Source organism: Bradyrhizobium sp. CCBAU 25360 (genome assembly GCF_028128695.1).
Lineage (GTDB): Bacteria > Pseudomonadota > Alphaproteobacteria > Rhizobiales > Xanthobacteraceae > Bradyrhizobium > Bradyrhizobium ottawaense.
On the sequence record NZ_LBJA01000043.1, the window covers coordinates 640,014 to 662,632 of the forward strand.

The following is a 22,619-nucleotide window of genomic DNA, read 5'->3' on the forward strand; positions in this document are numbered from 1 at the left end:
AATCAAAGAGTGATTCTGGTCACACTTGCCTGGGCGCCTCCGATGCTAAAAATCGGACCGGGACGGGGACCAGCAAATTATCGGTCGAATTGAATGAGAATAGTCATGAGAAGCCTGATCGGCGCTGTTGTCGGCGCGTTCTGTACTGCGGCCACTGCCTTGGCAGAGACGCCGGCCGCGATCGTCGAGGATGTGCAAGGCAAGGTCGATGGCGTCGAGTTCATGGACTATGTCGCCGCGGGCAAGATCATCAAGCTCGGGCCCAAGGCCAGCATTACGCTCAGCTATCTCAAATCCTGCCTGCGCGAGACCATCAGCGAGGGCGTCGTGCTGGTCGGCGCCGAGCAGAGCACCGTGCAGCTCGGCGACGTGCAGCGCGCCAAGGTGCCCTGTGACACCAAGGCGGCGCAGCTCTCCGAACGCGAGGCGAACCAGAGTGCGGCGACCACGTTCCGGACCATGCGGTCCGACGCCAAGAGCGCTCCGTCCAAGCTGCCGACGATCTATGGCGTCGCGCCCCTGATCCAGGCCAAGAGCGGCAGCACGCTGGTGATCGAGCGCACCGACGGCAAGGAACCCACGATCAGCGTGCCGCTCAAGAACGACATCATGATCCGCGGCAAATTCTATGACTTTGCCAAGGCCGGGAAATCGCTGACCCCGGGCGGCAGCTATGTCGCGAGCCTCGGGGCCAAGCGTTACACCTTCCAGGTCGATGCCAGCGCTACCTCGGCGCCGACCCCGATCATCGGCCGCCTGCTGCGGCTCGAATAAGCAGCCTGCGACCGGGCGATGCGGCGGATCGGGGGACGGGACATCGTTGCGGCGACCCTGATTGCGCTCCTCACGGGCGCGATCTTCACGTCGCCGCCGCTTCAGACCCTGCAAGGCCTTTCGCTCGACATCCTCACGGCGATGCGCGGGAGGCTTCTCGGCGACAGCCGCAACACCGCGACATCGCCGGTCGTCGTCGTGGCGATCGACAGTGAAACCTACGACACACCACCGTTCAAGGGATCGCCGACGCAGACCTGGACGCGCGAGATCGGCCGGGTGCTCGGCAGCATCACCGAGGGCGGCGCCAAGGTGATCGGCTTCGACGTCATCTTTCCGAGCTCAATCGAGCAATCGGAGATTCCTTTTGGCGACACCGCCGTTGGCGGCCGCATGAAGGGATTCGATCGGGATTACCTGATCGCGCTTCGGCAAATCTCCGACAGCGGCAAATTGGTGCTCGGCGAAATCCTGAGCAATGACCATCCGGAAGTGCCCTATCGCGCCCAGCAAGTCGCCGTGCGCAACACCGTGCGGGCGCTCAATGTCCACACCGACCACGACGACGTCATCCGACGGATGCCGCTGAGCTTTGCCATCGAGGGGCGGCCGGTCCCCGCGATGGCGGTCGAGCTCGCTGCGCGCGCGGCGGGCGCAAAGCCCGAGATTGCGTCCTCTGGCGCGACCGAATTGTCCGGCTACGCGATCCCGAGTGCCGTGCCGAATACAATGGCGCTCAACTTCCGGGGGCTGGGACGCGACATCCCGACCTACTCTTTCGTCGATCTGCGCGCCTGCGTCGAAAAGGGTGACCGCGACTTTTTTCGCCGCGCTTTCGACGGCAAGGTCGTGCTGCTTGGTACGGTCCTGAATTTCGAGGACCGCAAGCTCACCTCGATGCGCCTGGCCGGCGGGTATGACGGCACGCCGGCGGCACGATGTGCCCTGCCCGCGCCGGCAAGCACCGTGCAAAAGTCCCGGAGCGACATCGCCGGTGTGTTCGTGCACGCCACCGCGGTCCGAAATCTGATCGAGCGCGATGCCGTGACCGAGCTCGGCTTCCCGATGCGTACCATTCTCACGATCGCGTTCGCGGCGATCATCGCCTGCGCAGCCTGCCTGCTCGCACCGAGTGGCGCGCTGCTCACGTGGTCCGCCCTCACCCTCGTTTATGCAGCCGTAGCCGTCAGCGCGTTCGTCCATGCCTTGGCGCTGCCGTTGACGGAGCCGGCACTCGCCAGCCTTGCCGCGCTCGCGATCATGATCGGCTACCGATTCATGCTGGCCGATCGCGACGAGCGCTTCCTGCGCAAGAGCTTTGCCTTCTATCTCGCGCCCGAGGTCATCGAGACCATGGTCACCTCCGGCAAGATGCCGGCGCTCGGTGGCGAGATGCGCAACGTCACCATGTTCTTCTCCGACCTCAGCGGTTTCTCGTCCATTGCCGAGACCATGACGCCGGGAGCACTGGTGACGCTGATGAACGAATATCTGTCCGCCATGACGGATATCATCGAAGGTCATGGCGGTTACGTCGACAAATACATCGGCGATTCCATCGTCGCGATGTTCGGTGCACCGGCCGACGATCCCGCACACGCCGCCAACGCCGTTCGCGCCGCGCTGAAGTGCCATGAGAAGCTGTCGGAGCTCAATGCGAGCAATCCCGCCTTCGCCGGTCACGGCCTGTCGCATCGCATCGGGCTGAACAGCGGCGAAGCCGTGGTCGGCAATATCGGCTCGCGCCGCCGCTTCAATTACACCGTGATGAGCGACACCGTGAACGTCGCCTCGCGGCTCGAGGGCGCCAACAAATATTACGGCACCGCGATCATGGCCTCGGAGACGACGATGACGCAGAGCGGCGACGCCTTCGCCTGGCGCGAGCTGGACGCGATCAGGGTGCTGGGCCGCGGCGAGGCCATCAAGGTGTTCGAGCCGCTGGCGGAGAGGGACGTGGAGAGTGCCGAACAGGCGAAGGTGACCGCAGCTTATGCGGAAGGACTGGCGTGCTGGCGTGCAAGGGAGTTTGCGAAGGCGGCCGATGCGTTCGGGCAGACGGCAAAGACCGATCCGGCGTCGGCGCTGTTTGCAAAACGCGCCCAGGCATTCACCGCCAATCCGCCGCCTGCGGATTGGACTCCGGTGAATACGCTGGAAGGGAAGTAGCGGCCGCCTTAAAACGGCAGGCCCACGTAATTCTCAGCGAGCAGGCGCTGCGCCGTCTCGGATGAGAGAAGATAATCCAGCTCGGTCTGCTGAAGCCGATCCTCGTATTCGAGCCGGTCGGGAAAGCGATGCAGCAGCATCGTCATCCACCAGGAGAAGCGCTGCGCCTTCCAGATCCGCGCGAGTGCCTTGGCGGAATAGCCTGCAAGGCCGGAATCATCACCGCTCTGATAATGCGCGAGCAAGGCGTGGTAGAGATAATAGATGTCGGACGCCGCGCTGTTCAGCCCGCGCGCCCCTGTCGGTGGCACGATGTGAGCGGCATCGCCGGCGAGGAACAGCCGGCCATAGCTCATCGGCTCGGCGACGAAGCTGCGCAGAGGCGCGATGCTCTTCTCGATCGACGGCCCCGTGATCAACTTGCCGGCGACCTCACCCGGCAGGCGGCGCTTCAGCTCGGCCCAGAACGCATCGTCGCTCCAATCCTCGACCTTGTCGGTCAGCGGCACCTGGATGTAATAGCGGCTCAGCACCTGCGAGCGCAGCGAACAGAGCGCAAAGCCGCGCTCGTGCTTCACGTAGATCAGCTCGGGCGACACCGGCTTGGTGCGCGACAGTACCCCCAGCCAGCCGAACGGATAGACCTTCTCATATTCGCGCAGCACATCCCTCGGGATCGACTTGCGGCTGACGCCGTGAAAGCCGTCGGCTCCGACGATATAGTCGCAATCGACACGGACAGTCTCGCCGTTCGCTCGATAGGTCACGTAGGGCCGGTCCGACGTCAGATCATGCGGCGTCACGTCCTGCGCATTGTGCACGACCTTGCCGCCGAGGCGGTCCCGCGCCTCATAGAGATCGCGCGTCAGCTCGGTCTGGCCGTAGACCAGCACCGAACTGCCGCCGGAATGCTTGTGCAGATCGATCTTGGACAGCACGCCGTCATGGGCGATCTCGAAACCGGTGTGGATCTCGCCCTCGCGGTCCATTCGCTCGCCGCACTGCGCCTCGCGCATTAACTCGGCGAAGCCGTGCTCGAGCACGCCGGCGCGGATGCGGGCGAGCACATGGTCGCGGCTGTATTTCTCCAGCACGACCGCGTCGATGCCCTTCAGGTGCAGCAGCTGGGACAACAACAGCCCGGACGGCCCGCCGCCGATGATACAGACCTGAACCTTCATTCTTGCGTCCTCCGTCGGCACTTTTTTGCAGATTTGGCGGCGCAGACCGATGGAGGGTTTCGCCATTGTCTTGTACTATTCGAACATGAGAGGCGCGCTCCCTGCCCCGGCGATCCGGGTCTACAATTTGTTCGGCGAGTCCGGCGATCTGCCTGACGTCGTGCATTGCGAGACCATCGCGTCCCGCTCGGTGCTGCACGACTGGACCCTGGCCGTGCACCGCCATGCCCGGCTGCACCAGGTGCTGCTGATCGAGCGCGGCGGCGGCGAGGCGACGCTCGATGGGCGGGTGGTGCCCTTGAAGCCGGCGCAGATCGTCAACGTGCCGGTCGGTCATGTCCACGGCTTCCGCTTCGTGCCTGATACGCAAGGGTGGGTGCTGACCATCGCCGCGGAAATTCTGGACGAGGCGCTGCTCGCCGCCGAGGGCCTGCGCGGTGCGCTGGCGCGCTCGGCCGTGGTGCGCGGAACGCCGCAGATCCGCGCCACCATGAAGCAGATCTTCGCCGAACATGCCGCGCGCGATTTCGGCCGCGCGCATGTGCTGCGGGCGTTGTCGTCGGCCATGATCGGGCTGGTGGCCCGCGCACTCACGAGCGAGAGCGGCGGCAACGGCACGGTCGAGTCCAGCCTGTTCCGCCGCTTCGAGGCGTTGCTGGAGCAGCATCACCTGGAACGCTGGAGCGTCGCGGACTATGCCGAGGCGCTGGCGGTGACGCCGACACATCTCAACCGGATCACGCGGGCGGCGACCGGTGATACCGCCTCGCACCTCATCCTCAACCGGCTGATCCGCGAGGCGCGACGCAACCTCGTCTATACCAATTTGCCGATCTCGACGATTGCCTACACGCTGGGCTTCGAGGACCCCGCCTATTTCAGCCGGGTCTATGCCGCGGCCACGGGGGTGTCACCGCGCGCCTTTCGCACCCAGCTGCATGGTGATGAAATTTGACACGCCGGACGAAAGACCGAGCGCGCCCATGTTTGAAGGCGACATTGCCGCAATGGCCCTTGTTGCCGGCGCAGCCACTTACCTTCGTATATCGGGTCCTATCCTTTGCATAGAAGCCCCTTACCTCAGTACAATTGAGCAGGGCCTGCTCGCGCCTTAGCGTGGCTGCATTCGGCGCCCTGGCGCTGGTGGCATGGAACCTCCCTTACCTTGGCGCAAGACGGCCACCCCTGTCCGGTCGTCTGCGCCGCTTTTTCAGTAAGTCATCGGCGCCTTCAGTATTTTCCGGCCGACATACCGTACTCTGACAGCTGATCGGCCAGCTTTCGTGTGGACTGGAGATTTGAGCACAATGTCTTCGATTGAGAAGATCGCACTCTTTATCGACGGCTCCAATCTACATGCCACCTCCAAGGCGCTCGGCTTCGACATCGATTACAGGCGTCTGCTCGGCGAATTCCAAAGCCGGGGTGTGCTGTTGCGGGCGTTCTACTACACGACCCTCATCGAGAATCAGGAGTATTCGTCGATCCGCCCGTTGATCGATTGGCTCGGCTATAACGGATACACCGTCGTCACCAAGCTTACCAAGGAGTTCGTCGACGCCACCACGGGCCGCCGCAAGGTGAAGGGCAGCATGGATGTCGATCTCGCCGTAAGTGCGATGGAACTCGCCAAGCACGTCGATCAGATCGTGCTGTTCTCGGGCGACGGGGATTTTCGTTCGCTGGTGGAAGCCCTGCAACGCCGCGGCGTCCGCCTGACGGTCGTCTCCACACTCTCCACTCAGCCACCCATGGTCGCCGACGACCTGCGCCGACAGGCCGACATATTCATCGACCTGGCAGAACTGAGACAAAGGGTCGGGCGCGATCCGGCCGATCGGCCGGGATCGCGCGAAATGCGTCAGTCGCCGCAATTCCTCGCCCGCGGAGCGATCAATCGCGGCGATCCGGTGGAGTGATCCTGCCGGACGGCGGCCGGATCCTCACACGTCGAAGAACACTGTCTCCTCCGGCCCCTGCAGATGGATCGTGAAGGAATACACGACCTTGCCGGCGCGCTCGCTGCGCTTTGCGATCAGCGTCGAACGCCGGGCCGTCTGTTCGATCAGGTTGAGCACGGGGTCGGCGGCGTTGGCAGCCTCTTCATCCGAGAAATAGAGCCGCGTGTTGAGGCCGATGTTGATGCCGCGCGCGACGATCCAGACATTGATGTGCGGCGCGCATTTCCGGCCCGCCTTGTCGACGATCGCGCCCGGCTTGATGGTCTCGAAGGTGACGAGACCGCTCTCGAAGTCGGAGCCGGCGCGGCCCCAGCCGCGAAACTCCTGCTCCAGCGCGCCGGCCGTACGGTCGGCCGGATGGTTGTAGCGGCCGGCCGCATTGGCCTGCCAGATCTCCAGCAGCACGTCGCGCAGCGGCGTACCGGTGCCATCGAGCACCTTGCCTTCCAGCGTGATGCGCTCGCCTTCCGTATTCGGCGTTGTCAGGACATTCGAGAAGTTCTTCTCGAAGATGTCGAAGCCGGCCATCGCCGGGATCAAGCCGATATGGACGTAGGGCCCGGCCGTCTGCGAGGCGGTTTCCTTGAGATAGTTGAGCGGCTGCGGCATGGCTCAGTTCCCCGCGGTGCGGTTTTCAAAATAGGTGGAGCGCTGGCCGCGCAGGACGATGTCGAAGCGGTAGGCCAGCGAGTCGAACGGCGTCGAGGCGTTGAGGTCAAGCGGCGCCACGAGACGGTCGAGCGCATCCTTGTCCGGGATCGTCGTCAGGATCGGACAAACCGGGATCAGGGGATCGCCCTCGAAATACATCTGCGTGATCAGCCGCTGCGCAAAGCCCGAACCGAACACGGAGAAATGGATGTGGGCGGGACGCCAGCTGTTGACATAGTTGCGCCAGGGATAGGGGCCCGGCTTCACGGTGCGGAAATAGTAGTAGCCGGTGTCGTCGGTCAGCGCGCGGCCGCAGCCGCCAAAATTCGGGTCGATCGGCGCCAGATAGGTGTCCTTCTTGTGCCGGTAGCGGCCGCCGGCATTGGCCTGCCAGAACTCGACCAGCGTGTTCGGAACGCCCCGGCCGGTCTCGTCCAGCACGCGGCCGTGGACGATGATGCGCTCGCCGACGGGATCGCCGTCCTTGGCGTAGTTGCGGATCAGATCATTGTCGAGCGGGCCGAGATCGTTGTGGCCGAACACCGGCCCCGTGATCTCCGAGACCGAACCCTCCAGCGACAACAGCGACTGGCGCGGCGAGCGCAGCACCGAGGATTTGTAACCCGGCGCATGCGCCGGCGGATGAATCGAGCGATCCCGCTGGAAGAAGCCCCCGTCGCTGAGCGGCGGCGTCAAGGGCTCGGGGCGGTTGAGGCGGGGATCCCGCAAGACTGGCGCCTGGGCATTCATCGTGTCTCTCCCTGGGGCGCCCGGGTCCGGACGCACGGCTTATCGGGAGATCATGGGCCGGTCTATTCCACAGATAAATAGATCGATTATAATATATTGCATGAAGGAAATCGATCATTTGGCGCTCGACGGCCACGCCCTCGAACTGTTCCTCGCCGTGCTGGAGGAAGGCTCGGTCACGGCGGCCGCCACCCGGCTCGGCCTGACCCAGTCCGCCGTCAGCCACGCCCTGAACAAGCTGCGGCGGATCGCGGGCGATCCACTGTTCGCCAAATCCGGCCGTGGCATCGTCGCCACTGCGCATGCGCAAGCGTTGGCCGCGAAGGCGCGCGCACTGATCGACGAGATGCGGAGCTTTGCCGGCGGCGTCAGCTTCGAGCCGCCACGCGCGCAGCTCTCGCTGACGGTCGCCGCCAATGACTTCCAGCGCGATCTGCTGCTGCCCCGGTTCTTCGACCATGTCGCCGGCCAGGTGAAGAGCCTGAACCTGCGCGTGATCCCCTCGCAATCGCCTTCGCCCGCGATGCTGCGCGAGAACCGCTGCGATCTCCTGATCACGCCGCTGCCGCCGTCCGGCATCGACATCGTGCAGAAGCGCCTGCTCCAGGACCATTACGTCTGTTACTTCGATGGGAAGGCACGCACCGCGCCGGCCAGCCGCAGCGCCTATCTCGCCGCGCGCCACATCACCGTCGTCTATACCGACAATGAGCGGCTCGACTTCGACCGCCGGCTGGCGGCCAACGGTCTTCACCGCGACATCGCGATCTCGGTGCCGAGCTTTTCCGGCGTGCCGTCCTTCTTGCGCGGCTCGCAGATGCTGGCGAGCATGCCGAGCCTGCTCGCATCCGGCGTGATGCGCGGCTTCGCGCAAACGCGCATACCGCTGGCGTCCCGCACGCGGACGCTGGCCGAGCTGCCTATGTTCATGGTCTGGCACCAGCGCTATCAGAAAGATCCGGCTCATCGTTGGGTCAGGAGCCAGCTCGAGACGGTCGCAGCGACGGCTGCCAAGGCCTGATCGCCGTTACCGCCTTTCGGAAGACCACCCCTCGCCAAACCCACTGGTTGCGCGCGGGCCGCCGCGCTAAAATCCCCCCATGACAGTGACCGATATTGCGAGCCGGACCTACAATCACAGCTGGCGGCTGGACCCCATCATCCGCAGCCTGCTTGATACCGACTTCTACAAGCTATTGATGTTGCAAATGATTCGGGAGTCCTACCCGAACCAGCAGGTGACCTTCTCGGTCATCAACCGCTCGCGCCACGTGCGGCTCGCCGAGATCATCGACGAGGGCGAGCTGCGGGCCCAGCTCGACCATGCCCGCACCATCCGCTTCACGAAGAAGGAGCTGATCTGGCTGGCCGGTAACACCTTCTACGGCAAGACCCACATGTTTTCGGCGGACTTCATCCGCTGGCTGGCTGAATTCCGCCTCCCCGAGTATGAGCTGCGCAAGGTCGAGGGCCAGTACGAATTGCATTTCCACGGACCGTGGACCCACACCACGATGTGGGAGATCCCGGCGCTCGCGATTCTCAACGAGCTGCGCTCGCGCGCTGCGATGAAGGGCCGCGGCCGCTTCGAGCTCGACGTGCTCTATGCCCGCGCCAAGGCCAAGCTGTGGACGAAGGTGGAGCGGCTGCGCAAGCTGGAGAATCTGCGTCTGTCCGACTTCGGCACACGTCGCCGTCACGGCTTCCTCTGGCAGCGCTGGTGCGTGGAGGCGGTGAAGGAAGGCCTCGGTCCGTCCTTCATCGGAACCTCCAATGTCCTGCTCGCGATGGATAATGATCTCGAAGCCATCGGCACCAACGCGCATGAGCTGCCGATGGTCGCCGCGGCACTTGCCAGGGACGACGAGGAGTTGCGCTGGGCGCCCTATCGCATTCTCGACCAGTGGCGCCAGACTTATGGCGGCAATTTGCTGATCGCGCTGCCCGACGCCTTCGGCACCAAGGCCTTCCTGCGCGACGCGCCGGAATGGGTCGCGGACTGGACCGGCTTCCGCCCCGACAGCGCGCCGCCGATCCAGGCCGGCGAGGAGATCGTCGCCTGGTGGGAAAAGAAGGGGCGCAATCCCAAGGACAAGCTGCTCGTCTTTTCGGATGCCATGGATGTCGGCTCGATCGAGGAGACCTATCACCACTTCGCCGGCCGGGTGCGGCTCTCCTTCGGCTGGGGCACCAACCTCACCAACGACTTCGTCGGCTGCCCGCCGGACGGCTCGTTCAATCTCGATCCGATCTCGCTGGTCTGCAAGGTGTCGTCGGTCGATGGCCAACCGGCCGTCAAGCTCTCCGACAATCCGGAAAAGGCGACCGGCATGCCCTCGGAGATCGAGCGTTATCTGCGCGTGTTCGGCGACGCCGGCCGCGTCCGCAAGCCGGTGCTGGTCTAACGGCGCCATCGAGACTCTCTCGATCGGGTAAACTGCGCACGACGAATGCGAGGCATTGCTTCGTCGATGCCCCGCTTTGTCCGATTTACCGGCATTTGAAGCGATCTGCGCATATCGGCTTCACAGCGCTTTCACCCTGCGATGCAGTCTCCCCCGCCTTTCAGGCCGAGTTAAGCAACCATATCCTCTACTTCGCGTTGCAGGCGCAGCGCTCCGCTGGGGGTCATTGCGCGATTTGGGGAACGCAGGGTGTTTCGCAGAACAGCGACGTCGACGAAGGGACACAGCTTCCTTCATGTCATCAAGCTCGTCTCGCCTTTCGTGATGGTCGTCGTGCTCCAGGCGGCGATCGCGGGATTCAGTCTCGAGGTGATGTCGTCGGTCCGCGCCTATGTCGCGGGCGAAGCGATGTGGTCGCGCTCGCAGAAGAACGCCGTCTATTTCCTCAATCTCTATTTGCATTCGGGCGATGCCAGCCAGTTCACGCAATACCAAGCCTCGCTTGCCGTTCCCATCGGTGACGAGTTCGCGCGCTGGGCGCTCGAGCGCGATCCGATCGACGTCGAGGCCGCCCGCATCGGCTTCCTGCAAGGCGGCAACCATCCCGATGACGTCGCGGGATTGATCTGGCTGTTTCGCTACTTTAATCGCGTCAGCTTCCTTCAGGAAGCGATCCGCGAGTGGGCCGCCACCGACCCCATGCTGCTCGAACTAAGCGTCTTCGGCGAAGTCATCCGGTCCGAGTTGGAGAACGGTCCTGTTCGAGACGCAAGCCGGCTGCAATTCCTGTCGTCGCGGCTCTCCGAGCTCAACACCCAGTTCACGGTGCATGCCAACCGGTTCTCCACCGTGCTTGGCGAAGGCTCCCGCGCCATCAAGCTGACGCTGACCGGCCTCAACATCGTCACCGCCGTGACGCTGATCCTGCTCCTGATCTGGCACACCAGGCGATTGGTACTGCAGCGGCAGGCCTTCGAAGACGCCCTGCATGCCGAGAAGGAACGCCTGGCGTGGCAGGCATCGCACGACTGGCTGACCGGCCTGTCCAACCGCCGCGCCTTCGAGGCGCGCCTGCAAAGCGAGCTGGACGTTGCCGCGGCGGGATCGCTGGGCCTGATCCTGCTCGACCTCGACCAATTCAAGAACGTCAACGACAGCTGCGGGCACCTTGCCGGCGACAGCCTGCTTTGCCAGGTCTCCCGCCTCCTGCAACAGGATCGGCATCCGCGTGACCTGGTGGCCCGGCTGGGCGGCGACGAATTCGGCCTGATCCTGCCACAGTGCTCGCCTGCGAACGCGGTCGACATCGCCGAACGGCTGCGGCGATCGCTCGAGCTGTTCAGCTTCGCCTGGGACGATCGCTACTTTGCGGTGACCGCCAGCATCGGCGTCACCTGCATCGCCGACGCCAGCACCACGCTCGAAGGCGCGATGCGGCGCGCGGACGCCGCCTGCTATCGCGCCAAGGAAAAGGGACGCAACCGCGTTCAGGTCGACGGCGGAAGACCTGATGTCATCGTCGTTGCAGCCCGACCGCGCGAGGTCGCGCGCGCCTGACGCTCTCCGTCGTCACCGCGACGACACGATCCCGAGACCCACCAGATGCGCATCGATGAATTGTTCGACCTGCTGACGCAGCATCTGCGGCGGCACGGCCACCATGCGCTCCTCGAGACCGAGCGAGATGATGCCATGCACGGCAGAAAACAAGGTGCGCGACAACAGCGCGATCTTCACGTCATCCGCATCCGGTAGCAGCCGCACCAGGGGCGGATGCATCAGCGCAAAAGCGTCCATCACCATCTGCAGGATGTCGTCGGGATAAGGACGGTCGTCCTCCATCCGATGCTCGAACAGCGAGCGCAGCAGATTGGCGTGCTCCGCGAAGAATTCCAGATAGGTCTCGGCGAGCCCGTAGAGCTGGCGCACGGAGTCATCGGCCGGAACCCCGCGAAGCCGGGCCGTGAGGGCCTGAACGGTCTCCCGATTGACGGTCAGGATGACCCCGTCGAAGTCGCCGAACTCGTTGTAGACGCTGCCGACAGAGCAGCCGGCGGCCTCTGCAACGTCCCGAACCTTCAACGATCTCAATCCTTTAGTTGCGATAATCCCCCGGGCAATCTCCAGGATCTGGAGCCGTCGCCGATTTTTTTTCTGATCCCGCAGCGATTCTTCTTGAACATTGTTCATTTTCGAGCTACTCATGTGAACATTGTTCAAACTAACCTGGAGACGACCAAAATGCAAACCCTCGCTGTTGATATCGCCGCCACCTTTGTCGACGACGCCACCGCCCTGGTGACTGGCCTTGGCCGCGCCCTGCTGCGGTTCGCCATGACGCCGATCGATCGCATCGCAAATGCCTGCGACATTGCCGGCGTGCTTGCCGAACGCCGCGCGACCTTCCGGATGTGGCGGGCCAGCCGCACGCGCGCCCGTCAAGAGGGCCGCCGATTCAGCCTGCTCCGCCGCCTCTCGCCCTTTCGTCACCTCGCCCATCTCACCTGAGGCGCACGCGACCTGCACACGCGGGTCGGCTCGAATGCAAGAACTGGTTGCAAGGAAGGACTTACCATGTCCCGATGTTCGCGGCCGATCTCGCCAGACTTCAGTGACGCGGTTCAGCTTTTCCTCATCGCTCGGCGCATACCCCGTGAGGGCGCCCAGATATTTTGCGAACCTAACGACACCGCCTGGAGACCAACAGGATCAGAGGGATCGAGGGGACAAGGCAGGCGGCGATCAGTGCCCGCAATCGTTCGTCCCCTCCCCTTCCGGTCGTGACGCTTCAAAGACAACGTAACGAACCTCATTCTGCCTTCCCAAAACAGGACTAGTCATGATCAGGGAATTGATGTCGTCACGCCGCTTTGCCCCACTGTTCTGGGCGCAATTCTTCTCGGCGCTCAATGACAACGTGCTCAAGAACGCGCTCGTCATCATCCTGCTTTACAGTGCCGCAACCGGCCACGGCGATGCGCTGGTGACGGTGGCAGGCGCCGTCTTCATCTTCCCCTATTTCATCCTGTCCGGGCTCGGCGGCCAGCTCGCCGACAAATACGTCAAATCCGTCGTCGCAAGGCGGCTCAAATTCGCCGAGATCTTCGCTGCTTGCTTTGCCGCCGCAGGCTTCTTCCTGCACTCGGTGCCGCTGCTGTTCGCAGCGCTCGCCCTGTTCGGCACCATCGCCGCGCTGTTCGGGCCCGTGAAATATTCCATGCTGCCGGATCAGCTCGAGCTCGGCGAGCTCGCGACCGGCAACGCGCTCGTCGAAGGCGCGACCTTCATGGCGATCCTGCTCGGCACCGTCGCCGGCGGCCAGTTCGTGGCGGGATCCGCGCATATGGGCTGGGTCGCATCCGCCGTGGTCGTGCTGGCCTTGTTGTCATGGGCCTTCGCCTCACGCATTCCGCAGACGACGCCGTCTGCGCCTGACCTGCCCGTCGATGCCAATCCCTGGACCTCGACGGTGGGCCTTCTCAAGACCCTGCATGCCGACCATCGGCTGTGGGACGGCACGGTGATCGTCTCCTGGTTCTGGCTGGTCGGCGCGATCGTGCTGTCGCTGCTGCCGGCGCTGGTCAAGGATGTCGTTGGCGGCACCGAGGGCGTGGTGACGCTGTGCCTTGCGATCTTCGCGATCGGCATCGCCATCGGCTCGCTGTTTGCCGCGAGCCTCAGCCACGTTCGCCCGAATCTCGCGCTGGTGCCGATCGGCGCCATCATCATGGGGTTTGCCGGCCTCGATCTCGCCTGGGCCATCGGCGTGACCGCCAAGGGCCAGGACATCACCGCGGCCGGTTTCGCGACCTCGTTCGCAGGCCTGCGTATGCTCGTCGACTTCGTCGCCTTCGCATTCGGCGGCGGCCTGTTCGTCGTTCCCTCCTTCGCCGCGGTCCAGGCCTGGTCGGCACCATCCGAGCGCGCCCGCATCATCGCCGCCGGCAACGTACTGCAGGCCGCCTTCATGGTGGTCGGCTCGCTGTTCGTCGCGCTGCTGCAGGCGGCCGGCCTCCACATCGGCTGGATCTTCTTCGGGCTCGGCGTCGCGAGCTTCGGCGCGGTGTGGTTCGTGCTGACGAAATGGGGCAAGGAAGGCGTGCGCGATTTCGGCGGGCTGCTGTTCCGCGCACTGTTCCGCACTGAGGTTCGCGGCCTCGAGAACCTGCCGCCTGCCGGCACGCGCATGCTGATCGCGCCCAACCATGTCAGCCTGATCGATGGCCCGCTGCTCCACGCCGTGCTGCCGATCGACGCGAGCTTCGCGGTGGATACCGGCATCGCCAAGGCCTGGTGGGCCAAGCCGTTCCTGCGCGTCGTCAAGCACTACACCATGGATCCGAGCAAGCCGCTGGCTGCGCGCGACCTGATCAAGCTGGTCGCCGCCGGCGAGCCGGTGGTGATCTTTCCGGAAGGACGTATCACTGTCTCGGGCTCGCTGATGAAGGTCTATGACGGCACCGCGATGATCGCGGACAAGGCCGATGCGGTGGTCGTGCCGGTTCGCATCGAAGGCGCGCAGCGCTCGCATCTCAGCTACCTCAACTCTAGCCAGATCAAGCGCTCGTGGTTTCCGCGGGTGACGGTCACTATCCTGCCGCCCGTCAAGCTTCCGGTCGATCCGGCGCTGAAGGGCAAGGCACGCCGCAATGCCGCCGGCGCCGCGCTTCAGGACGTGATGATCGATGCTCTCGTCAAGAACGCCATGCTCGATCACTCGCTGTTCGAGGCGCTCGGACACGCCTATCGCGATCGCGACACCGGTAAGGTCATTATCGAGGACGCGCTCGGCACCAAGCTGACCTATCGCAAGCTGATCCTTGGCGCTCAGGTCTTGAGCCGGAAGCTGGAGACCGGTACCGCCGTGGGCGAGAATGTCGGCGTGTTGCTGCCAAATTCGGCGGGCGTCGCCGTCGTCTTCATGGCGCTGCAGAACATCGGCCGGGTCCCGGCGATGCTCAACTTCTCGGCCGGCCCGGTCAACGTCCTCGCCGCCATGAAGGCCGCAGAAGTCAAGACCGTGCTGACATCGAAGGCCTTCATCGAGAAGGGCAAGCTCGACAAGCTGATGGCTGCGATCTCCGCGGAAGCCCGGGTCGTCTATCTCGAGGACGTCCGCGCCTCGATCGGGACGGCCGACAAGATCAAGGGCCTGCTCGCCGGCACCGCGCCGCGCGTCGCCCGCCAGGCAACCGACCCCGCCGTCGTGCTGTTCACGTCGGGTTCAGAAGGAACGCCCAAGGGCGTGGTGCTGTCCCACCGCAACATCCTCGCCAACGCGGCGCAGGCGCTGGCGCGGGTCGATGCCAACGCCAATGACAAGGTGTTCAACGTGCTGCCGGTGTTCCACTCGTTCGGGCTGACCGGCGGGATGATGATGCCGATGCTCGCGGGCATTCCGATCTACATGTACCCCTCGCCGCTGCACTACCGGATCGTGCCCGAGCTCATCTACCAGACCGGCGCCACCATCCTGTTCGGCACCGATACGTTCCTCACCGGCTATGCCCGCTCGGCGCATGCCTACGACTTCCGCACCCTGCGCCTCGTGATCGCCGGCGCCGAGGCGGTCAAGGACCGCACGCGGCAGGTGTTCATGGAACGCTACGGCATCCGCATCCTCGAAGGCTACGGCGTCACCGAGACTGCGCCGGTGCTGGCGATGAACACGCCGATGGCCAACCGCCCCGGCACCGTCGGCCGCCTCTCGCCGCTGATGGAAAGCCGTCTCGACCCGGTCCCCGGCATCGAGGAAGGTGGACGGCTCTCGGTGCGCGGGCCGAACGTGATGCTCGGTTACTTGCGGGCCGAGAATCCCGGCGTGCTCGAAGTACTTCCCGAAGGCTGGCACGACACCGGCGACATCGTCGCGATCGACGCGGCCGGCTTCATCACCATCAAGGGACGCGCCAAGCGCTTTGCCAAGATTGCCGGCGAAATGGTGTCGCTGTCGGCAGTCGAGAGCATCGCCGCGACGTTGTGGCCGCAAGCTGCATCAGTTGCCGTGTCGATCCCCGACCAGCGCAAGGGCGAGCGCATCGTGCTGCTGACGACGGAGAAGACCGCCGAGCGCAGCGCGATGCAGGGCCAGGCCAAAGCAATCGGCGCATCCGAGCTGACCGTTCCTGCGGCGATCATGGTGGTCGACAAGGTGCCGCTGCTCGGCACCGGCAAGACCGACTACGTCACCGCAACCACGATGGCCCGCGAGCAGGCGTCCTCGCCGGAGCGCGAGGTAGCGTAAGACAGATGCGCGAGGCGCCTCAATCAGGCGACGCGCGATGCCCGGGAGTGGTTCTGCTTCACGGCATCGCGCGAACCTCGGCATCCCTGAGGAAGCTGGAACGGGCACTCCAGGCGAGCGGCTTTGCGACGCTCAACATCGACTATCCCAGCCGCAAGAAGGCGATCGCGGCCCTTGCAGACGACATTCACCCCGCGATCTCCGGTTTCGCCGAACGCGACGCGCCGCTGCATTTCGTCGCGCATTCGATGGGCGGCCTCGTCGCGCGCGCCTATATCCCAAAACACCGGCCGGCCCGGCTTGGCCGCGTCGTGATGCTGGGCACGCCGAACAGCGGCAGCGAGGTCGCCGATCTCCTCAGCGGATCCCGCCTCTACCGCACGTTCTACGGCCCGGCTGGACTTGAACTTACGACTGCGATCCGCGCCCGGCCCACCGTGGACTACCCCGTTGGCGTGATCGCCGGAAACCGCTTCATCGATTCCGTCGCCGGCCTCCTTGTTCTGCCGAAACCGAATGACGGGCGGGTGTCGGTGCAGAGCGCGATGCTGGCTGGCATGACCGACCATGTCGTCGTGAAGGCGTCTCATACCGGGCTTCCGCGTCACGCCGCCGCAATCGAGCAGACCATCGCCTTCCTGCGCGATGGGCGTTTCCGCACCGCGCCGCTCACCTGAGCAAGAGATACCGAACCGGGTTGTCATCGCACTGTCCCGCTCCACATTCGAGCACGGTGGACAGCAGATTTGCGGCAACCAGCAACGCAAAGATCGCGAAGACCGCGTTCGACGCCGGTCCGCTCGGGGGCGCATTCCCGTCCCGCTTGCCGGTCACATCCTTCAAGACGAAGACGAGCGCGACATAGCATATGACGCCGACGGCCGCGATCAGCGCCCAGGTGTAGAAATGCAAGCCCAACAGCGCCGAGCCGTATCCAGGATCGCCAGGCGCCAGATGCAGCGACACCTGCCGCATCGAGATGAAGCCGGTGACGAGGCTGGCCACGAGGATCATCGCGTAGTGGGATGGACGTTCACCGAGGCGCATGTTGAACAGGAATCCCATGCCAATCGCGATGAACCCGGCCCGCTGCAGCAAGCACAGCGGACAGGGTAGCTCACGGAGCGCAAGCTGATAGAAGAATGCGACGGTCAAGATCAGCGAGATCCCGAGCAACCCAAGCATGTTCAGGATCGCGCCGACCGGCTGTTGCTCGCTCGTCTCTACAGGATTCATCTCGACACCATCAGAACGAGAATTTCAGCGGGTCGGTCGCGTGGTGGAAGAACCATGCGACGGTGACGAGGATCGTTGCACTCCAGAGCGCATAGCTCAGCCCCGCGCGCGAGCGCCAGACGCTGGCGCAGCCTGCGAGCGCCAGCAGAAAAGGCAGGAACATGTACATGAGCACGGGCTCCCCAAGCGATTCGCGCAGCGCGCGAACGGCCAAGAGATACGTCAGCCCTGCACGCCCCTCAAGAGCCGGCTTCGCCGCGACGCTCCTGCGCGTAACGCACCAGCGCCGCGAAGCGGTAGATGCCGTGCACGAACTTGCCATAGGGCATGGTGACGAACAGTGCGAACACGGCGCCGAGGTGCAACGCCAGCAGCGGCCCCATCGCGGCGGTCTCCCGCAGGACCAGAAGCAGCATGCCGGTGAGGCCGGTCAGGAACAACATGGCGATGAAGCCGACATCCATGCCGTAGCGGCTCTCGTCGAGCAGCGCCGGATCGCGTCGCATCCTGGCCATGAACAGACCGACCGGGCCGATGATCAGACCGATGCCGCCGAGCGTGCCCAGCACCACGGGCAGGTCCCACCACGGATACGGCGCCTCGCGGCCGAGCAGATAGTGATACAGCGTGGCAACCGAGGTGGCGGCGAAGCACAGCAGGAAGCCGTAGAAGGTCAGGTGGTGATACAGCTTGCGCCGGTCGGTCGGCTTGTCGTCCTCGTTGTAGCAACCGACGCCGCCGCCATGGAGATAGCGCAGCTCGCCGGCATCGCGGATCGCCTGAATGATCGAGCCGCCATCGGCCCGGCCGTCGATCGGCGTGCCGATGTCGCGCCAGAACGCGCGTACGCTCATCACGAGCGCCAGGATCGCAAACAGGAGCGCAGCACTGAACAGCGCAGCCATCGCGTTATGCGGCATCAGCCTGTAGAACGCGCCGGGACCGCTGTGCACGCCGAAAAGCACGCTGCCGTCGTTCAGGGCGGCGAAGCCGAGGATGAAGGCCGCCATGCTGAGCGCAGCGACGATGCTGATGACCAGACCGTTGCGGGCGAAAGCGCCGGACAGCGCGCCCGGCCAGGCATAGGCGGCATAGGACTCGGCCCGCGCGATCGCGAGCGTTCTGGGAACGTTGACGTTGAACTCATGCGGCGGCGAGAACTGGCAATCGACGTAGCAGGCGCCGCAGGAATGGCAGAGATTGGCGAGATAGTTGAGGTCTCCGTCGGAGAAGGCGCGGCGCATTTCCATGGCGGGAAATACCGCGCACAGCCCCTCGCAGTAGCGGCAGGAATTGCAGACCGTCATCAGACGGTCGGCCTCGTCCAGGATTCTGGTTCCGTGCATGGCTTTACTTCGTTAGGCCCTTTGTCTCGAGCCATTTCTGAATCAGGCCCGCGACCTCGAGGTTGTTCTTGTCCATCATCACCATATGCGAATTGCCCTTGATGCCCGCCTGCGGGAGATCGACGATGTCGACGCTGCCGCCGGCAGCCTTGATGGCGTCGGCAAAGGCGATGCCGTTGGCGCGGATCTTGGGCCAGCGTGAATCGCGCTCGATATAATCGCCATAGATGATGAGCGTCGGGATGTTCTTCAGCACATCCGCCCTGGCGGGATCGCCAATGCCGGCCGGCTCGATCGCGATCAGCGCCTTGACCTTGTCAGGCCGAGCTTGTGCGACCTTGAAGCCGAAGCTGCCGGCCTGGCTGTGGAACAAGATCACGGACGGGCCGACGCGATCGATCTCGGCGATATAGGCAGCGACGATCGCATCATCCGTCGTGGTCCAGCGCGGCACGTTCTGCTTGACGAAATTCTCGTAGCCCTCGACGGGAAACTGGTTGCCCGGTAACAGCTTTCGCTTGGCGGGATCGGCATCGTAGGAGTTTGACCCTTCGCCGATGCGGAAACGTTCGAACGGATTGGCGGTGGTGAGGAAGACCGGCTCGCTCTTGAATATGTCGGGGTATTGCGCCCAGCCAGCGCGCCCGCGCTCCACCGCGTCGGAATTATAGACCGCCCACCCCTTGCGCAGGAAATAGTTCAGCCAGCCTTCGCGTCCGTCGGGCGTGGTCTCGTAGGTGACGCCGGTCAGTCCGCCGCCATGCCACATCAGCAGCGGATAGGCACCCTTCTCGTTCGCGGGCAGGAAATACTGCACGTACATCTGCTCGACCTGATACGTGCCATTGGGATCGACCTTGGCCGGCACGCCGCCGGGCGTGAACACCACCCCCTTCACCGGCTTGCCGGAGATTTCGACGAGACGCCCGCCGACGTGGAACGAACCCATGTCGCGCAGGGTGATCGGCTCGGCGGCGTAGGCGTGCCCGACGGTCAGCAGCGCCGTGATCGAAGCAATGGCAAGGCGCGACATGGTTCCTCCCTTAAGTCTTTTCTTTAGTTCTTGGCGTGGCGCGCCGCTTCCCGTCCCGCGATCCGTCCGAACACGCTGCCGATGGTCATGCCCATGCCGGCTGCATAGCCCTTGCCGAGCACGTTGCCGGCCATGATCTCGCCGGCCGCGAACATGTTGCCTGAAGGCTGGCCATCAGCCATCAGCATGCGCGCCTCTTTGTTCACGCGGGTGCCGAGATAGGTGAAGGTGATGCCGGGCCGCACCGGATAAGCGAGATAAGGCGGCGTCTCGATCTTGCGCGCCCAGTGCGTCTTGGGCGGCGTGATGCCTTCGGTCACGCAGTCATCCAGAATCGTGTGGTCGAAGGTGCCGGGGCGCACCGCGGCGTTGAACTCGGCGACGGTCTTTTCCAGCGCCGCCGGGTCGAGCTCCAGCTTGCCGGCGAGTTCGGCCACCGTCTGTCCGGTGATCGGCGGAAACAGCGTCGGCATGAAGCTGGTGACCACGGTGGAGTCGAAGATGATGTAGGCGATCTGGTCGGGCTGCGCCGCGACCAGCCGGCCCCAGATGGCGTAGCGCTTCGGCCAGATGTCCTCGCCCTCGTCGTAGAAGCGCTGCGCGTGCTTGTTCACGACGATGCCGAACACGACGGAGTCATGGCGCGTGATGATGCCGCCGTCGAATTTCGGTGCGCGGGCATCGATCGCGACCGCATGGCACTGGGTGGGATCACCAACCTCCTGCACACCCTTGTCGAGCAGCATCTTGAGGATCGAGCCACGATTATAGGGCGTGCCACGGATCAGGAAATTGTCGGCAGCCTCGCCCCAATATTGCTTGAGCCATTCGATGTTGGCCTCGAACCCGCCGGCCGCGGCGACCAGCGAGGTCGCCCGGATCTCGGTCTCGCCCCTGATCGGCCGCTTGAGGCGTGCAGCCAGGAACATGCCATCCTCGATCACGAGGTCGGTGACCTCGGCATCGTATTCGACGTCGACACCGAGCCGCTCGGCAGTGAGATAGAGCGCATTCAACATCGCGCGGCCCCCGCCGAGGAAGAACGAATTGGTACGGCCGAGGCTCAGCGTGCCGCCGAGCGAGGGTTGCCAGCGCACGCCCTGCTCCACGATCCAGTTCGGGATATCCTTGGACTCTCGGATCATGTGGCGCGCGAGCACTTCATCCGTTTGCCCGCCGGTGACACGCAGCAGGTCTTCCCAGAATTCCTCTTCGGTATAGGGGCCGGTCAGAATTTCGGTTGCCGCATCATGAGCGCAACGCATGTTGCGGGTGTGGCGGGTATTGCCGCCGCGATAGAATTTCGGCGCGCCTTCGAGCACCAGCACCGAGGCACCGCCGCGCCGCGCCGCGATCGCCGCGCACAGCGCCGCGTTGCCGCCGCCGATCACCAGCACGTCGTATTTGCTGCTCATGCCGTCCGCCCGATGCGACGAAGTTGAGACATTCTATCCGCCGGCGGCCCCGGTCAACCGGCACCGCCATTGCGTACTTTTGTATACAAAGATATACAGAGACCCCGCAAGCGTCATCTCTGCATGGGCAGGATGCGCCTTGCTTCGAGGGAACATGGCGAGGCGTCCGGCAAAGACAGGCGGATCGATCGCGCGCGGCGGCGGCGTTGCCCTTGGCGAAGCTGTTTTCCGCTCGCTGTGCGAGGCGCTCCAGGCCGGCAGCTACCGCGCCGGCGACCGCCTGCGCGAGGAAGAGGTCGCGCAGCGGCTCAAGGTCAGCCGCACCCCGGTGCGCGAAGCGCTCGGCCGGCTCGCCGCGCGCGGTTTCGTCGAGCCCGCCGGCGGCCGCGGGCTGATCGTGCGCAATCTCGACATCTCGGAAGTGCTCGAGCTCTACGCCATGCGCGAGATCATGGAAGGTGCCGCGGCGCGCCTCGCCGCCGAATACGCTTCGGCGCCCGAGGTCGATGCGCTCCACGACATCGAGCAGGCTTTTGTCGAAACTCCCGCAGCAGACGCGGCCGAGATGGCAAGGCTCAATCGCAGCTTCCACGAGGCCATCTGCCGGGCGGCGCGCAACCGCTATCTCGACAACGCTTCGCGGGAATTGCAGGACTGGATCGCCCTGCTCGGCCCGACCACCTTCACCGTAACCGGCCGCCCCTCGTCCAGCCACGGCGAGCACCAGGCAATGATCGACGCCATCGCGGCCCGCAACGGCGACAAAGCGGAGCAGCTTGCGCGCGCGCACATCCGCGAGGCGCTGCGCTGCCGGCTGAAGCTGTTGCAGAAGCAGTAAGCGCGTGACGCTCAGGCCACGACGTCGACAACGACCGCCTTCAACGCGTCCCGCACATCGGCCGGCCTCAGCCGCACCTGCAAACCGCGCTGGCCGCCGTTGAGATAGACCTGATCATGCCCGAGCGCGCTCTGTTCGATCACGGTGCGCACGGGCTTGCGCTGACCGAACGGGCTGATGCCGCCAACCTTGTAGCCGGTGACGCGCTCGGCCTCGGGCGGCTTCATCATCTGCGCCGACTTGCCGCCGGCAGCGGCAGCAAGCTTCTTCATGGAGATCTCCTGGTCGGACGGAACGATCACGCAGACCGGCTTGCCGTCCACCAGCGCCATCAGCGTCTTCAAGACGCGCGCGGGGTTCTCACCGAGCGCGGCGGCCGCCTGAAGGCCGATGCTCTCGGCGTCAGGATCGTAGTCGTAGGCGTGGACGGTGAAGGCAACACCGGCGGCTTCAAGCGCACGGGTGGCTGGGGTGGCTTTGGACATGGGCGATGTGTAGCACCGGTGCGGCGGAGAACGAAGTCGAACTCCACGCTCTCAGCCGTCGTCCTGGCGAAAGCCAGGACCCATTACCCCAGGGAGGAATTTGGCGAAGATTAGTGGTGCGCGGTACTGCG

At 64.5% G+C, this 22,619-nt stretch carries 20 protein-coding genes; 10 read left to right on the plus strand and 10 right to left on the minus strand.

Annotated features, from left to right (window positions below; all coding sequences use genetic code 11):
• Positions 1-105: 105 nt before the first annotated feature.
• A complete protein-coding gene (locus XH81_RS29940; protein ID WP_028142299.1) occupies positions 106-774 on the plus strand; it encodes a hypothetical protein in 669 nt (222 codons plus the stop codon).
• An 18-nt stretch (positions 775-792) separates the two neighbouring features.
• Positions 793-2,943 carry an adenylate/guanylate cyclase domain-containing protein gene (locus XH81_RS29945; RefSeq protein ID WP_028142298.1) on the plus strand — a complete coding sequence of 717 codons (2,151 nt, stop codon included), beginning with the start codon at positions 793-795 and terminating at the stop codon, positions 2,941-2,943.
• Between the two features lie 8 nt (positions 2,944-2,951).
• Here XH81_RS29945 and pobA read toward each other — a convergent pair whose 3' ends face one another.
• Complete coding sequence (pobA, locus tag XH81_RS29950) at positions 2,952-4,124, minus strand: 4-hydroxybenzoate 3-monooxygenase (RefSeq protein WP_038972016.1); 1,173 nt, start codon at positions 4,122-4,124, stop codon at positions 2,952-2,954.
• Between the two features lie 49 nt (positions 4,125-4,173).
• On the opposite strand from pobA, the gene XH81_RS29955 reads away from it, so the two are divergent.
• Positions 4,174-5,079, plus strand: coding sequence for a helix-turn-helix domain-containing protein (locus tag XH81_RS29955; protein ID WP_028142296.1), 906 nt, complete (start codon positions 4,174-4,176; stop codon positions 5,077-5,079).
• Positions 5,080-5,431: 352 nt separating this feature from the next.
• On the plus strand, positions 5,432-6,043 hold the full coding sequence (locus tag XH81_RS29960; protein WP_028142295.1) for a LabA-like NYN domain-containing protein: 612 nt from the start codon (positions 5,432-5,434) through the stop codon (positions 6,041-6,043).
• A 24-nt stretch (positions 6,044-6,067) separates the two neighbouring features.
• Here XH81_RS29960 and pcaG read toward each other — a convergent pair whose 3' ends face one another.
• Together pcaG and pcaH are read right to left on the minus strand one after the other, a co-directional pair.
• Positions 6,068-6,694, minus strand: a complete 627-nt coding sequence (gene pcaG / locus XH81_RS29965) for a protocatechuate 3,4-dioxygenase subunit alpha (protein WP_038972018.1) — start codon at positions 6,692-6,694, stop codon at positions 6,068-6,070.
• Positions 6,695-6,697: 3 nt separating this feature from the next.
• Entirely contained in the window at positions 6,698-7,486 is a 789-nt protein-coding gene (pcaH, locus tag XH81_RS29970) for a protocatechuate 3,4-dioxygenase subunit beta (protein WP_271596496.1), read from the minus strand.
• A 100-nt stretch (positions 7,487-7,586) separates the two neighbouring features.
• On the opposite strand from pcaH, the gene XH81_RS29975 reads away from it, so the two are divergent.
• The 3 genes from XH81_RS29975 to XH81_RS29985 all read left to right on the plus strand — a co-directional run bounded on the left by XH81_RS29975 (position 7,587) and on the right by XH81_RS29985 (position 11,448).
• Positions 7,587-8,507 carry a LysR family transcriptional regulator gene (locus XH81_RS29975; RefSeq protein ID WP_038949568.1) on the plus strand — a complete coding sequence of 307 codons (921 nt, stop codon included), beginning with the start codon at positions 7,587-7,589 and terminating at the stop codon, positions 8,505-8,507.
• Between the two features lie 79 nt (positions 8,508-8,586).
• Complete coding sequence (pncB, locus tag XH81_RS29980; RefSeq protein ID WP_028142291.1) at positions 8,587-9,891, plus strand: nicotinate phosphoribosyltransferase; 1,305 nt, start codon at positions 8,587-8,589, stop codon at positions 9,889-9,891.
• A gap of 249 nt (positions 9,892-10,140) precedes the next feature.
• Entirely contained in the window at positions 10,141-11,448 is a 1,308-nt protein-coding gene (locus XH81_RS29985) for a GGDEF domain-containing protein (RefSeq protein WP_095424388.1), read from the plus strand.
• A 12-nt stretch (positions 11,449-11,460) separates the two neighbouring features.
• On the opposite strand, the gene XH81_RS29990 is transcribed toward XH81_RS29985, so the two are convergent.
• Positions 11,461-12,081, minus strand: coding sequence for a TetR/AcrR family transcriptional regulator (locus XH81_RS29990; protein ID WP_028142289.1), 621 nt, complete (start codon positions 12,079-12,081; stop codon positions 11,461-11,463).
• A gap of 649 nt (positions 12,082-12,730) precedes the next feature.
• Here XH81_RS29990 and XH81_RS29995 point away from each other — a divergent pair.
• On the plus strand, positions 12,731-16,135 hold the full coding sequence (locus XH81_RS29995; protein WP_028142287.1) for an acyl-[ACP]--phospholipid O-acyltransferase: 3,405 nt from the start codon (positions 12,731-12,733) through the stop codon (positions 16,133-16,135).
• A 5-nt stretch (positions 16,136-16,140) separates the two neighbouring features.
• Positions 16,141-16,812: an esterase/lipase family protein gene (locus XH81_RS30000; protein WP_271596497.1), complete on the plus strand. Its 672-nt coding sequence runs from the start codon at positions 16,141-16,143 to the stop codon at positions 16,810-16,812.
• Here the strand turns inward: XH81_RS30000 and XH81_RS30005 are convergent.
• The 5 genes from XH81_RS30005 to tcuA form a co-directional block, all read right to left on the minus strand.
• Positions 16,805-17,371: a disulfide bond formation protein B gene (locus XH81_RS30005; RefSeq protein ID WP_271596498.1), complete on the minus strand. Its 567-nt coding sequence runs from the start codon at positions 17,369-17,371 to the stop codon at positions 16,805-16,807. The genes XH81_RS30000 and XH81_RS30005 overlap by 8 nt on opposite strands.
• A 10-nt stretch (positions 17,372-17,381) precedes the next feature.
• The gene (locus XH81_RS30010; protein WP_271594510.1) at positions 17,382-17,540 is read right to left on the minus strand and encodes a DUF5993 family protein; all 159 of its coding nucleotides are present in this window, start codon (positions 17,538-17,540) and stop codon (positions 17,382-17,384) included.
• A 70-nt stretch (positions 17,541-17,610) separates the two neighbouring features.
• Positions 17,611-18,717: a tricarballylate utilization 4Fe-4S protein TcuB gene (gene tcuB, locus XH81_RS30015; protein ID WP_271596499.1), complete on the minus strand. Its 1,107-nt coding sequence runs from the start codon at positions 18,715-18,717 to the stop codon at positions 17,611-17,613.
• A 4-nt stretch (positions 18,718-18,721) separates the two neighbouring features.
• Positions 18,722-19,750: an esterase gene (locus XH81_RS30020; RefSeq protein ID WP_271596500.1), complete on the minus strand. Its 1,029-nt coding sequence runs from the start codon at positions 19,748-19,750 to the stop codon at positions 18,722-18,724.
• Between the two features lie 23 nt (positions 19,751-19,773).
• Positions 19,774-21,165 (minus strand): FAD-dependent tricarballylate dehydrogenase TcuA, encoded by a 1,392-nt coding sequence (tcuA, locus tag XH81_RS30025; RefSeq protein WP_038949558.1) that lies wholly within the window; start codon positions 21,163-21,165, stop codon positions 19,774-19,776.
• A 154-nt stretch (positions 21,166-21,319) separates the two neighbouring features.
• On the opposite strand from tcuA, the gene XH81_RS30030 reads away from it, so the two are divergent.
• Entirely contained in the window at positions 21,320-22,003 is a 684-nt protein-coding gene (locus XH81_RS30030) for a GntR family transcriptional regulator (RefSeq protein WP_038972025.1), read from the plus strand.
• Between the two features lie 11 nt (positions 22,004-22,014).
• Here XH81_RS30030 and ybaK read toward each other — a convergent pair whose 3' ends face one another.
• Entirely contained in the window at positions 22,015-22,488 is a 474-nt protein-coding gene (ybaK, locus tag XH81_RS30035) for a Cys-tRNA(Pro) deacylase (protein ID WP_038949556.1), read from the minus strand.
• Between the last annotated feature and the right edge of the window lie 131 nt (positions 22,489-22,619).